Consider the following 14,220-nt stretch of genomic DNA (forward strand, 5'->3'; position numbering starts at 1 on the left):
GGATTTCCCACGCAGCGAAGGATAGTCGCCACAACAAACAGCAGTCTATCAATAATGGATATACTCTCACAAGACATCATGTACCTGACGGGTGTTGGCCCGAAGCGCAAGGAGATTCTGAGCAAAGAGCTTGGAGTCAGCACCTACCGTGACCTTCTTGAGTATTATCCTTACAAATACGTTGACCGAACCAAAATCTACCTCATACCAGAGCTGGTGCCCGACATGCCGTTCGTGCAGATCAAGGGACACATCCTCAGCTTCGAGGAGTTCGAGATGGGCAGACGCAAGAAACGGGTAGTGGCCCATTTCACCGACGGGCATGGAATCTGCGACCTCGTATGGTTCAACGGAACGCAATATGTCTATAAAAATTACATCATCGGCAAAGAATACGTAGTTTTCGGCAAACCGGGCGTCTTCGGCGGACGCTTTCAGTTCACCCACCCCGACATTGATGATGCCTCGGAACTGCAACTCAACGACATGGGGATGCAACCTTTCTACTCCACTACGGAGAAGATGAAGAAATCGGGGTTGACCTCGCGCACCATCGAAAAGCTGACGAAAACCCTCATTGGCAAAATAACGACACCCCTGAAGGAAACCCTTCCCGACTTCATCATACAGCGTCTGCATCTCATTTCGCGCGATGAAGCCATGAGAAAGATCCACTATCCGAAATCAATCGAGGACACCCAGAGAGCGAAAGTACGCCTGAAGTTCGAAGAACTCTTCTATGTGCAGCTCAATATATTAAGGTATGCGAGCGACCATAGACGCAAATTTCGAGGATACGACTTCAAATCGGTAGGAGCACAGTTTAATTGGTTCTACTCGCACAACCTACCCTTCGAGTTGACAGGTGCACAGAAACGTGTGATGAAGGAAATTCGGGCCGATATGGGTAGCGGGCGACAGATGAACCGTCTGCTACAAGGCGACGTTGGGTCAGGAAAGACACTCGTTGCCTTAATGTCGATGCTCATTGCCATAGACAACGGCTACCAAGCCTGTCTCATGGCGCCGACGGAAATACTTGCCGAGCAGCATTTACAGACCCTCAAGGACTTCCTGAAAGGCATGAACATCAACATTGAGTTGCTGACGGGCATCGTGAAGGGCAAGAAGCGCAAGGAGGTTCTCGACGGACTTATCGACGGCTCGACCAATATCGTTGTGGGCACGCATGCGATTATTGAGGACAAAGTACAGTTCAACAATCTTGGACTTGCCGTCATCGACGAGCAACACCGCTTCGGAGTGGCGCAGCGTGCCAAGCTGTGGAGCAAGAGCGCCAACCCACCACATGTGCTTGTCATGACAGCGACACCCATTCCCCGGACTTTGGCAATGACCATCTATGGCGATCTCGACGTCAGTGTCATCGACGAGCTACCTCCAGGGCGCAAGGCCATCCAGACAATCCACAAATACGACAACCAGACAACGAGCCTCTACAACGGCATTCGACAGCAAATCAACATGGGCAGACAGGTTTACATCGTCTTTCCACTCATCAAGGAAAGCGAGAAGATGGACCTGAAGAACCTTGAGGCAGGCTACGAAGGGCTGAAAGAAGTCTTTCCCGAATTCCACATGAGCAAAATCCATGGGAAAATGAAAGACAAGGAGAAGGAGGCAGAGATGAGACAGTTTGTTGAGGGCCAGACACAGATTCTCGTTGCCACCACGGTGATAGAAGTAGGTGTCAACGTCCCCAACGCCAGTGTGATGGTTATCCTCGATGCCCAGCGGTTCGGCCTCTCACAACTACACCAGTTGCGCGGAAGAGTGGGTCGTGGAGCGGAGCAAAGCTACTGCATACTGGTCACCAGTCACAAACTCACGAACGAGACACGACGGCGCATCGATATCATGTGCGAGACCAACGATGGTTTCGAGATTGCCGAGGCTGATCTGAAACTGCGTGGACCAGGCGATCTTGAAGGCACACAACAGAGTGGGATTGCGTTCGATTTAAAAATTGCCGACATAGCGCGCGACGGTCAAATCGTACAAATGGCACGCAATGAGGCACAAAAAATCATCGATGACGACCCCACTTGCACGAAAATTGAATATAATCTGCTCTGGAATAGACTAAAAGAGTTAAGAAAAGCAAATATAGACTGGGCAGCAATATCATAAGAAAAGATTACAAAAACGTTCGGTAACCGTCGGTCGTATAGGAATTACAAGTTTATTTTCTTGAAGCAAATTATTTTCGTTTTTATGTTAAAAACCACCTAAAAACTGTTAATCAGAAAATGTTTCCTTGATTTTTTTGTTAACTTTGCAACGCTTTAATACATTTAGTTGGCCTTTTGTATTGTTCAACTTTGGGATTTAAAGGAAAGGAACAGATGTATGTTCCCATTTATTTTTATAACCGAAAACAAAGTAACTGAAAAATGACTTTCGAGAAGATAGTTAAAACATTCGCATTATCAGCAGTATTAGCTTTTGCAGGAACATCTGCAAACGCACAAGACTTGATAGCCAGACAAGCTCCAGTTGACCGTAGAGCAACAAGCATCGATACCATCGTTATCAATCGCTTGCAAGAAGCTGAGGAAGCAGAGAGCCCCTCGGCCATGTTATACAATGACTGGAACACAACGAGAACACATAGTTCAGGAACACTTCCAGATGTTTTCAGAATAGACTTGAGAGGTTTCCACATGCCTACGCCAAGCCGTGTCATCACGAGCAATTACGGTCGGCGTTGGGGACGCGCCCATAAAGGCCTCGATATCAAGGTCTATATCGGCGACACTATTCGCGCAGCTTTCTCTGGCAAGGTGAGAATCGTAGGATATGACGGCCGAGGATACGGAAAGTACATCGTGATTCGTCACAATAATGGACTGGAGACCTACTATGGACACCTATCAAAGCAAATCATTCATAAGAACCAATTGGTAAGAGCTGGCGACCCGATTGGCTTGGGTGGCAACACAGGCCGGTCAACGGGTTCACACCTCCACTTCGAAACACGTTTGTGTGGCGTAGCCATCAACCCAGCATTGATGTTCGATTTTGCCAATCAGGACGTCACAGGCGACTTCTACACTTATCGTAAAAGCACTGTCAACAGCGAGTCAGCGCGCGCAACAGCTCTACGTGGCAAATCATCGAGCCTTGGTTACTCACGCAAGAATATACAGGGAAATGGCAGAGGCGGCAGCTACTACAATCGGCAGACGACCGACTATTCCACAAGGAACTCACACGTTGTAACGACATCTAACGGCGGTCAGATTCTATACCATAAGGTTTCTGACGGAGACACATTGGAATCGATTGCCGAACAGCACGGAATCAGCGTGGAGAAGCTCTGCAAACTCAACCACCTTGGCAAATACACACGCGTGGTGAAAGGGCAGATACTTAGATACAGTTAAAAAGGACACACCTAAAGCATTTGAAAAACTATCGTTTCTGAAAAGCAATGGTGCATGGATAACCGTCCATGCACCATTGCTATAATAGCAAATCACTTCATCCCAATTTATTGCTGATCGGTGAATTATTTCGCTCAGCTGATCTCTTGTATGGTAAAAGCTCATCTTTCGCCTTGCGAAAGGTGAGCTATCATATCACGATAGATGACCTTTTAGAAGAGGCCATCTATCACATTGAATATCAACACCTTTACAAAGAAAACATTTTAATGACTGCTTCAACCTATTAGAATTCAAATGAACTAATGATTTATCTGATGGTTGGAGACTGCATCGCTTGCTTTGTTCAAAGTGTTGCTTACTCCCTTGCCGACCTTCTTGAGAACCTTTTTCCCACTGTCGCCAGCCTTTTTGGCTATCTTGCTGATAGCCTTAGCCTCACGCTTCATGAAGTTATTCAAACCCTCGCCAACCTTGTCAAGCCCGTTCTTTATCTGCTGCTCTGACGAATCACGCTTGCAAGTTTGCCGGTTGTCGGGACACTGGCACTGTTTTTTTGCGCACGCAGCAGTATCAGAGCAACAAGAATGACAATGTATGGGCTTTTGCGCCTCAACTGTCTTTACCTGTTGGGAGGAGTCACACACCACATTTGACTGCGCAGCGATAGGATTTGTACAACTCAAAGCAGCGAACAATAGGGCTGCCACTGTCATAATTTGCTTCATAATCAATTCTGTTTTAACGCCATATAGATTTCTCCTAAACGCTATAAGCAGTAAAACTGATATATGGAAATGTTGGTTTTAAGAAAATCTAACAACTTTTATTTCCTGACAATAAACCACAAGTGTTTCAGTATGGTTGTGAAAATACCGTAATGACGGCACATGACGCGAAAGCGCTCAATGAGCGATGCACGGTGGTGGATAGTTGTCTGTCCCTCCTGCATGTAATAGGCTACCACGGCATGAATATTTCGCAGCAGGAGTCCTTGTTCTTGTCCAGCTTTCATGACCCGAATACACCAGTCCACGTCAGCGGAATACCGGAAATGTGTATCGTAAGGAATGCCACGGGCAATGTCTAAACGTGCATAAAAAGCTTGATGGCACACAAGCATACCGTCCTTGAACGATTCCCATGTGAGGTCCTCTGGAGGCTGAAGATGGCGATGAAAGAGGAAATTACCATTCTCATCGACGATATCAGTGTCGCCATAGAGCACCGCTGGGCGTTCCTCGCCGTCGCCAGCCTCAGCAGCCAACGCCACCAACTCCAACGTATCGGCAGCGGGGAAACAGTCACCGGCATTCAGGAATACGATGTAATCGCCCGTAGCACGCTGAAGGCCCTTGTTCATGGCATCATACAACCCATCATCGGGCTCACTGGAAATCCTTATCTTGTGCCCATTCTCGGCCTCATCGGACGCAATCTTGTAAGTCTGGGCAATTTTCACGGTGCTGTCCTTCGAAGCCCCATCAACAATCAGGTGCTCCACATGAGGAAAATCCTGCATCATGACACTGTCCAAAGTGGATTGCAATACTTCGGCAGCATTATAGGTAATCGTTACGACTGAAATTGTAATCATATCTGGTAGTTATTCATAGCCAAAGCCTGGTTGTAAATCTCTATATACCGCATGGCCACATTGTGCCGGGAATAAGAGCGCTGCACCTTTCGCACAGCTGCGACAGAGATTGCCTCATAGTCTGCTTCGTCGAGCACCCAGCGGATTCCACGGGCAAGGTCGTCAGAACTTCGAGCCGAAGCCACATAGCCATTGGTATGGTGGTCTATCATCTCAGGGATGCCACCCACACGGAAGCCAACACATGGCACACCGCATGCCATTGCCTCCATGATGGTGTTTGGGAGATTCTCCGAGAGTGACGGTAGAACGAATGTATCCACAGCATTGTAGATATTGACTATCTGCGCCTCGTCACTGACATAGCCCAAAGGAAACATCTGCATGCGGAATTGCCCATCAAAATCATCGGATTGTCCGCCGAGAATGACAAGTGCGGTATTGTCGCACATCTCTGGATAGGTATCTGTCAGTTGGTTGCACGCCTCTATCAGATAGCTCATACCCTTGTTGACATTCGTAGCTCGTTGAGCAACAAAGAGTATCAACCGCTTCCCTTCTGGAAAGCCACACAGTTGCCGTGCCAGTCTTTTATCATTGGGGTTGAACATTTGTGTGTTGATGGGATTGGGGATTGCTGTGACAACCTGATTCTTCAGCAGACCGCTCGCCTTTGCCTCATTGGCAAGCCATCGGCTGCAAGCGACGAATGAGATATTGGAAGCGTTGTAGAGTTTTTCTTTCTTCTTCCATACCTGATAGGAAAGATCGTGCGACGAGCCACCATTGGGCAGATACTTGCAATGACCACAGTGAGTCTTGAAGTTGTTGCACCCCAGCGACAAATGACAGATGGCTGACGCAGGCCATAAGTCGTGCATGGTCCACACTACTGGCTTGCCAGTTCTTAATATCTTCCTGATGTTTGAAAGGGAGAGCATGCCTTGGTTTATCCATGAGAGGTGGATGACATCGGCTTCCTTGAACTCCCTAAGCGACGTAATATCTGTTCCAGAATTGGCGATGTCTAAGGCGAAAAGGTGCTTTCGAGAGAAACGCAACTTGAAAAAAACGCAGAAGCGCTCCCACAGGAAATGCCACTTGGTACCCAAGCCTTTTCGCAAACTGACGACTGTAATGTCATCGGTAAGTTTGTCGCGGACCAGCATCTTTGCCTTTATCCCATTATGGTTGAGTGCGTCCTTCAAACGGCTGGCTGCAACAGCTGCCCCACCAGTCTTTTCGCTTGTATTAACAATCAGTACTCGCATTGTGTTACAAAGGTAATGTAAAAAAAATAAATAGTAGAAAGATAGAGAAAAAAATGATAGTTGTAAGAAATCACCCTTCCTTTGGAATAAGAATCGAGGTTGATTGTGAATTTGACATACATCAAGAAAATGCTAATATTCCGACAGTTGTCAAACAAATATTTGGTTTTACTTCAAAACCACAGTAACTTTGCAACGTCAAAAGGTTAATAGATTGTTTAGGTTAGTAGTAATAGATTTAGGTTTTTAGTTATTTATTAAAGGTGAAGTTTAACAGATTGTTTAAAGGATGACAAAGGAAACCGTGAGGTTCCCTTCTAATTAGAAACATTTTCGTTAAACATAAAAAAAACGCTGAAGCTCGCAGAGAGTTTCAGCGTTTGCTTTATTTCACGGTTTGTATTCAATACTTGCTTATCAAACAAACGGCATAAGCAGCCATACCTTCTTCGCGCCCCACAAATCCCATGCGCTCTGAAGTTGTTGCCTTAATGGAGATATCATCCTCATCACAGCCGATAATTTCAGCCATGCAGACTTTCATAGCGGGAATATGAGGATTGATTTTCGGTTTTTCGGCACACACGGTCGCATCTATGTTGCCCACCTTATAACCGTTGGTTTCCAATAATTCAACCGTCTTTCGCAGAATCACTTTAGAATCCATGCCGAGAGTCTCCCCTGCAGTATCGGGAAAGTGATAACCAATATCACGCAAGTTGGCCGCTCCCAGCAGAGCATCACAGATTGCATGAATCAAGACATCTGCATCGCTATGGCCCAAAAGACCCAGGGAATGATCGATTTTGACTCCGCCCAGATAAAGATCACGGCCTTCTACCAATTTATGGACATCATATCCCATGCCCACACGAATGCGGAGAAAAGAATTTGACATAACCTACCGTTACTTAAAGTTTATCTTCTGTTGAACAAGTCCTTAATTCCGTCCATATCAAATGCCAGCGAGAAACGCAAGGTCTGGTCGAGTGGATTGCTCTTTGCTGTTGCAATAACGTAGCCAGCATCAAGAGAGAACACACTCATGCGGAAGCCAGCACCAACGGTGAAATACTTGCGGTTACCCTTGTTCTGACTTTCATTGTGATAACCGGCACGAAGCGAGAATTTGTCGTTATACACATACTCTGCACCAACGCTCCATTGGATTTCCTGAAGCTCTTCCGACACACCATTGGGGGCATCGCTGAAGCTCTTGAATATACCAGAAATGGATGAAATATCGTAATAATCTCTTTGCAAACGGTCCTGATAATCAGTCTCTGACTCATTGTTCTCAATATCGCGCTTGGGATAAGTGGGAACCAAAAGTTTATTAGCATCAGCAGAGATTGTGAAACGATTGAACTCATCAATAGGTATCATCAAGGCAGCACCCAGACGCAAGTTGGTAGGAATGAACTCTGAACGACTGTCACCGCCAAAAGTAATCTTCGAACCAATATTTGAGATATTCAATCCCAAACCTAACTGACACTCACGGCTGCCCAAGTTGATGTAATTCTGGTAATAAGCCGAAATATCCGCTGCAAAGGCAGATCCAGGAGTCGTCTCTTCTGTGAAATCGTAGGTAAGATCCGAATAAATCCAACGTACGGCGGCACCCAGAGAGAACCTTTCGCTCAACATCAAGGAGTAGGCCACATCCACCGACATCTCATAGGGCTTGATAGTCATATCGGCAGAACCGTCCTGACTGCTGCTCGTCTGCACCTCTCCCAGCGAGAAGTAACGGAGAGAGCCTGACACAGCACTGTAATCGCCTATTCGATAATATCCCGCCATATAGGCTAAGTCCATATCGCTCACCAGCTGACGAAGCCATGGAGTATAGTTGAGCGATACGCCGGCACGAGAAATCGTAAAGGGATATTTAGCCGGATTCCAGTATTGTGAATAAACATCAGGATCTGTCGCAACGCCCACATCTCCCATACCAGCAGCACGGGCATCAGGAGCTATCATCTGCGATGTTACAGCATGATTGACTGGATTAAAAATATCCTTCTTGTCCTGTGCCGAAGCGGTAATGGCAAAAAGGGTAAGCAAGAACATGCTCACTATTCTAAAAGACTTATTCATTCTATTGTTCAATTTTTCTGATTCTTTATCAACTCCCAGTGCGCCGGTTTAGGCGGAACACCGATGTGAAAACGCACAAGTAGGACTATTTATTGTTTATGACAATCAGTTTCTTTGCCTTCGACTCCTTCACCGCCCCGCCATTACTTAGGCGGACACGATAAAGATAAACACCTGTTTGCAAGCGTGCGCCGCCTTTCACAACCAAGTCCCAATCTACCGTGATGGCATTCCCTGTAGAAGTTCCACTGGCAGAATGGCTCCAAAGGAGACGACCTGTAGTATCAAATACATCTATCTCAACACCCACATCCGAACCGGTATAATTGTGGGTGACAATAAATGTGGTATGCGTCGTAGCGGGATTGTTGGTGCAGCTGATTTCCTCAATATCGGGGGCCAGACCCTTAACAACGTTAAAGTCGAGGACAGCCGTTGACGAGTTGTTCAGGATGTCCCACACACGGAACCTCAGCTGATGCCGGCCTTCTGGCAGCTCTGGAATACTGAAGTAGGTCTTTCCCTTCGTATAACTACCGAAATCAAATGTGAAATTGTCATTCAGATTATAAGTGCGGGCCATCTCACCGTCGATAACAAGCTGGATATCATGTCCCACACCGTTGCCTGTAGCATTGATACCATTTCTGTCTGTCACTTCCGCAACAAAGTATGGTGTGCTGTTCACATTGCCACCATTGACAAACGAAGGCTTGTTAAGGTAACAATAGATAGACGGTCCTATAGAATCATTGCTTACTTGTTCAGAACCGTTGACGTTGAACCTCTCCTCTGATCCATTGGCCATGAGCGTGTGGTCATTGTTAACCGCATAGATATTGATCAATCCTGCGCCATCGGCGTAGTTAAGGTCACGCGGAACAGCAAAGGTAAAGCTGAAATCGCCATTTTTCACACTGTCTGAACCATTGTAAAGAATCTTCTGACGATCATAATAGACAAAGGCAGAGTTGGATGTTTCCTCTTGCTTCTTACAGGTAATCAGCTCTCTTGTATCCCGTACTGTTGCCGTCATCAAGCCATTGAAATCACTGACCTTATCATTTCCGCGTGCTACATGACCTTTCACCTTTACTATCGCCCCACCTTTAAGAACTATTTGACTGCCTCCACCCACAGGAATTCCGTTAATGGAATCGATAACAGTAATTAGAGCCGGAAGATTCAGCGAGAGTGCGGGGTCGCCCAACAAAGAATATTGCAACTTATTGCGTGTCTTGTCCTGTCCAGTGTTTATCATTTCCATCTTCGCCAACCGCTGCGCCTCTCCCAAAGTGGTAGGTTTTCCGTCAGTGAAACTCAGCACATGCTTCAAGAAAGCCGTATTAATGGATTTATTATAGTTGGCAAATACTGTGCGTGTCGTGCCCCAAAAAGCCACTGAACCACCCTTTTTATTCAACATGGCCTCCTCTCCCAACGTGGCAGTAGTACCATCAAACGGCATGATATCGCAACTTGCTGTAATCCATAATGGGAGATTCTCATTGGTGAAATTGGTGAAATCGGTGATTCTCAATACCGCCTCATGCGAAATTTGTATCTCTGATCCATGCCCGGCATAATCCATGATAAGCGCACCCTGTGCCTGTTGCTGCTTGATGAGTGCCGAAACATCAGGGTATGTGTTACCTGTCGATGACGTAACACGCTTGTAGGCATCCCACATCACTTTCTTCACCAAATATCCTGGATAAGAACTCATGATGGCTTCGGCTGTCTGATTCACGTCATGCATGTGCAGATTGTCGTTACCATCGTCCCCCATGAACATTATGACATTCTGCCACGCACCAGCGTTCTTGTTGGTTGCGTAGTTGATAGTCTTATCCACCATTGTTCGAGCATCAGCAGCATTCGAAACAGGGAATCGCCCTACCCCAATGTCTTCTTTGTCGCGGCTAAGCAAGTCGGCACCTTCGCCGTCGTCCATCAGTGTGAACCACCCATCGTTGACATAGCAGTCGGTTGCGCTGAATGAGTTTTCACTCTCGTAAGCCAGTAGATAATCATTTGGATTGAGCTGGCGACAGTCGGGGGTCAGCATACGGTTGTCCCACACACAATCGCCGAACAAGAGGAGCGACTTCGGCAATTCCTTCTCTGTAGATGCTCTGTCGTACATCATCTTCATGTAACGGCGATATGCCATTGCATCTGGCGTACCGCTTGAGAACTCATTGTAAAGTTCGTCAGCAGGCACAATGCGGACAGATATCGAATCGTGCTGTTCGTGGAATGCCGCCAGTCGTCGGGCCTCCTGCAACCATTTCTGACTCGTTGGGATGATAATCACCATATCAACATTGTCATGTGCATGGAGGTCTTGGTTCGTAATGTTGTGCACATACTCAGGAACGGCAAACGAACCACTACCCAAACGAGGCGCAGGTCTTGGAGTGTCGTACGTCATTGACAGATAATCGAGACGTGCAGGACCACCAGAGACAGTTGAAATCCTTACAGAATCGACATTCTGAAGGCCTCGCACATCGAAAACACGCTCGGTCTCATAGCCAAAATCGTAGGAGTCGCTCGGCTTTATCTGAATTTTCCCGAGCGAAATACCATTCACTTCCACATCCACTACCGTTGTATTCTTACCCGTCGTCACACCTATCGCCAGTTTTCCGTTGCTGGCCTTGGCTGCGTTTGTCAAAGTATAGATGTGTGATTTACCCACGGCTATCGGCGTATTCTCAAAGAGATTCCGTCCACCATGATACCAACTGAAGTTATCTACCTCATGAAGGGTGTGATAATCATCAGCCATAGGATAGACACTGGCCAGAAATTCGGCAGAATCAACGGTCAATGGTGCACTCTCATTTTCAGTAAGAAAGTAATATCCGTAATCGGAATAGGGGTTTCGGGTTCGCTTCGTGGCGGTGTTACTGTCCCAACTGACTGGGCCACGACCATAAAAGAGCCTTTTCCCACCGACAAGACAAGTCGGAATCTCTCTTAAATCGTCAGTAGCTTGTATATGAGCAGCTGTCAGTCGCTCATTCTGCATATTGCCACCATAGCCATAAATCTTCACTTTGCTCAAGTCGGAGAAGCCGGCCTGTTTGGTGACAGCTGCCGTTAGGTTATAGATGCCATTTGCCGGCACACGTATTTTCGCCCACTTGCCAGAAGCCAGCACCGAATGTTCAGCATATTTTGGCATGCCAGCAGGGACTTTGGCAGCCCTCAAGCCATGAGTTTTCTTATTATAGCTGACTGGCTTTGACGTCAGTGCTATCATGAAACTAACCAAAAACTGCTTTTTCCCTCCCCGTTCAACAATCGGAACAAGCGAGAACTCCAATACTCCTCTCTTCCGCTCCACCACAATCTGCTGGTAAATTTCAGGCAATGCCGGCGGCACTTCAGCTGTCAGGGCATGATAAAGAGCCACATCGCGCTTGTTCATATCAATGAACTCCGGATACCTGATTTCCAATTGATAGGTGGAGTCAGCATAATTTTCACCTATGGGAATGGAATAAGTGAAGCGTGGCAGAACGGAGTCAATGGTTACATCCTCAACCGTCAAGTTGAAGAAGCGTTGTTTTTGAGCGTAAGCAGAAAAACAAAGCATGAACAGAAATAAGCCTAATATCGATCGTTTCATTTATGTTGCTATTAATAGTTGAGGGATAACGGCCGAATAGTAATTACTTACAGCGAAAGTCAAGTACTTTTCGATCCTCTATATATCCTTCAAGGTGGTCGTTAATCTGAACCGGACCACAGCCTGTCGGGCATCCCGTATATAACAAGTCACCTGTCTTGAGCGTAAAGTAACGGCTGATGTAGCTAATCACTTCATCTATTTTGCAGAGCATATCGCAAGTACAGCCTTGCTGCACGGTCTTTCCGTTGATATCAAGATGAAAGCGAAGTCTTTGTATGTCAAGAAGCCTCTCTTTATCCACCCAACTGCCTAAGACGGCAGCCCCATCGAAACTCTTAGACAATTCCCACGGGTGTCCCTGCTCCTTCAATTTCTTCTGCAATTCGCGTGCCGTGAAGTCAATCCCCACCGTAACGGCATCGTAATACCGATGTGCGAAACGTTCCGGGATGGTCTTTCCCAACCTACAAATGCGCACCACGACTTCCGTTTCGTATTCTATCCGCCCCATGTCGTCAGGGATGAAAAACGGTTTACCGTCTTTTAAAAGTGCGGAATCCGCTTTTAGGAATATCACCGGCTCATTTGTTTTTGATAACGTGCCGTGCAACGATTTATTGTGTTCGGAATAATTCATTCCTATCGCAAATATTTTCATCTTAAATTATTTTGAAGATTGAATACAATGGATTAGTCATCGGGTGAGAACCGAGAAGCGATTCTTTTCCCTGCAAAGATATGCAATTTGTCAGAAAATAAGGAAGCTGACGTCCTAAAATTATCTATCGCCAACCATTTCCAACATAAAACAATCCTAAAATTTCTCCATTGAAACACCAAGTCTAACTTGTAGAATACTTATCCTATAAGACGCTTAAAAAGAAAAAAGTTTAAAAGAAATCGCTCATTTGAAAAATTCGCTTTCTTTATGTTTTTAGACAGAACGAAAGCCACGTGTTGTGTTGGCATTCAGATACCATTATGATGACTATAAGCTATCCTTTGCTTTCTTTTAGCATGAGAAAAGATATAATGACAGATTTGGGTTAAAAGCAAACGAAGAGAAACGACTGACCACCGCTTTAAATAAAAGGAGTTGTAAAAGTCGAGATTCGCACTTTTACAACTCCTTTTTTTATATCCTCAGTAAAGGAAAAGCTTATTCCGCAGCGAGAGTGAAGCGTTTGTAAGCAACCACTTTAAGGTCCTTATCCTGACTCTTCAACCAGTCTGCCACGTTAATCTTATCGCCATCGCCAAACTGGAACTCCTGATCAACAAGGCAATTGTCCTTGAAGAACTTGTTCAAACGACCCTTAGCGATATTCTGAATCATGTTCTCGTTCAGGTTGGCAGCCTTCTCCGCACCCACAGTCTTCTTGATTTCGAGTGCTTTGTCGGCATCCTCACGAGTCAGCCAACCTTTATTGATGTTCGACTCAATGTGCTCTTCGCTATCAACGAGGTTGGCATTGATGCCGGCTTTTTTGATAGCCGAGTTAACAGCCTTCTCCACCTGTTCTTCCTTTGTTTTTTCAACAGCCACCTTGTATTCCTCTTCTTTTACCGATTGTGGAACGGAAGCTTCATCGAGAGCCACCGGTTTCATGGCAGCCACCTGCATGGCAATCTTGTGAGCCGCATCCTCATTATTACCACTTAGCTGAACGATGGTGGCAAGCGTGTGTTTGCCCATGTGGTCATAAACAGAAAGGTTATCGCCCTCAATGAAGTTATAACCATCCAGTTCCATCTTCTCACCCGTGATTCCGGAACGCTGCTGAACGGTGCTTGCGGCATCCTCGCCGTTCGCCAATTTCAACGCCTTCACCTCATCGAGAGACTTAGCCTTAGCTGCAACAGCAGCGTCGAGAATTTCACGAACCATATCGACAAAATCCTTACCATTGGCAACGAAATCGGTCTCACACTTAACAGCCACCATAGCAGCAAAGCCATCAACAGCTTTCACGAGAACGCAACCATTGGAAGTCTCGCGGTCGGAACGTTTTGCGGCGATTGCCAAACCACGTTCGCGGAGCAAATCTTTTGCCTTGTCGAAATCGCCCTCTGCCTCGGTAAGAGCCTTCTTTACATCTGCAAGACCGGCACCGGTCATGGCGCGGAGCTTCTTAATATCATCAATAGATACAGCCATATTCTTTTTTCTCTTTAGATTTATGTTTAAAAATGTGGGCG

10 protein-coding genes are annotated in these 14,220 nt (G+C 46.2%); 2 read left to right on the top strand and 8 right to left on the bottom strand.

The features are described 5' to 3' along the window. Positions 1-54: 54 nt before the first annotated feature. Positions 55-2,151: an ATP-dependent DNA helicase RecG gene (recG, locus tag H515_RS0101910; protein ID WP_025875135.1), complete on the top strand. Its 2,097-nt coding sequence runs from the start codon at positions 55-57 to the stop codon at positions 2,149-2,151. A 263-nt stretch (positions 2,152-2,414) separates the two neighbouring features. Next, positions 2,415-3,407, top strand: coding sequence for a peptidoglycan DD-metalloendopeptidase family protein (locus H515_RS0101915; protein ID WP_025875133.1), 993 nt, complete (start codon positions 2,415-2,417; stop codon positions 3,405-3,407). A gap of 302 nt (positions 3,408-3,709) precedes the next feature. On the opposite strand, the gene H515_RS13685 is transcribed toward H515_RS0101915, so the two are convergent. The 8 genes from H515_RS13685 to tsf all read right to left on the bottom strand — a co-directional run bounded on the left by H515_RS13685 (position 3,710) and on the right by tsf (position 14,179). Continuing rightward, positions 3,710-4,135, bottom strand: a complete 426-nt coding sequence (locus H515_RS13685; protein WP_025875129.1) for a hypothetical protein — start codon at positions 4,133-4,135, stop codon at positions 3,710-3,712. 98 nt (positions 4,136-4,233) lie between these two features. Continuing rightward, entirely contained in the window at positions 4,234-5,004 is a 771-nt protein-coding gene (locus H515_RS0101930; RefSeq protein ID WP_028901510.1) for a glycosyltransferase family 2 protein, read from the bottom strand. Next, a complete protein-coding gene (locus H515_RS0101935; RefSeq protein WP_028901511.1) occupies positions 5,001-6,275 on the bottom strand; it encodes a glycosyltransferase family 4 protein in 1,275 nt (424 codons plus the stop codon). The genes H515_RS0101930 and H515_RS0101935 overlap by 4 nt, the downstream gene beginning before the upstream one ends. Before the next feature lie 403 nt (positions 6,276-6,678). Continuing rightward, positions 6,679-7,173 (bottom strand): 2-C-methyl-D-erythritol 2,4-cyclodiphosphate synthase, encoded by a 495-nt coding sequence (gene ispF / locus H515_RS0101945; RefSeq protein WP_025875125.1) that lies wholly within the window; start codon positions 7,171-7,173, stop codon positions 6,679-6,681. Positions 7,174-7,193: 20 nt separating this feature from the next. Then, positions 7,194-8,378, bottom strand: a complete 1,185-nt coding sequence (porV, locus tag H515_RS0101950) for a type IX secretion system outer membrane channel protein PorV (protein WP_028901512.1) — start codon at positions 8,376-8,378, stop codon at positions 7,194-7,196. Positions 8,379-8,463: 85 nt separating this feature from the next. Then, positions 8,464-12,018 carry a type IX secretion system sortase PorU gene (porU, locus tag H515_RS0101955; protein ID WP_025875123.1) on the bottom strand — a complete coding sequence of 1,185 codons (3,555 nt, stop codon included), beginning with the start codon at positions 12,016-12,018 and terminating at the stop codon, positions 8,464-8,466. Positions 12,019-12,061: 43 nt separating this feature from the next. Continuing rightward, the gene (locus tag H515_RS0101960) at positions 12,062-12,679 is read right to left on the bottom strand and encodes a fumarylacetoacetate hydrolase family protein (protein WP_025875121.1); all 618 of its coding nucleotides are present in this window, start codon (positions 12,677-12,679) and stop codon (positions 12,062-12,064) included. A 501-nt stretch (positions 12,680-13,180) separates the two neighbouring features. Next, positions 13,181-14,179 (bottom strand): translation elongation factor Ts, encoded by a 999-nt coding sequence (gene tsf, locus H515_RS0101965; protein ID WP_025875117.1) that lies wholly within the window; start codon positions 14,177-14,179, stop codon positions 13,181-13,183. Positions 14,180-14,220: the final 41 nt, after the last annotated feature.

The sequence above is a fragment of the Prevotella corporis DSM 18810 = JCM 8529 genome, from assembly GCF_000430525.1.
Taxonomy (GTDB): Bacteria; Bacteroidota; Bacteroidia; order Bacteroidales; family Bacteroidaceae; genus Prevotella; species Prevotella corporis.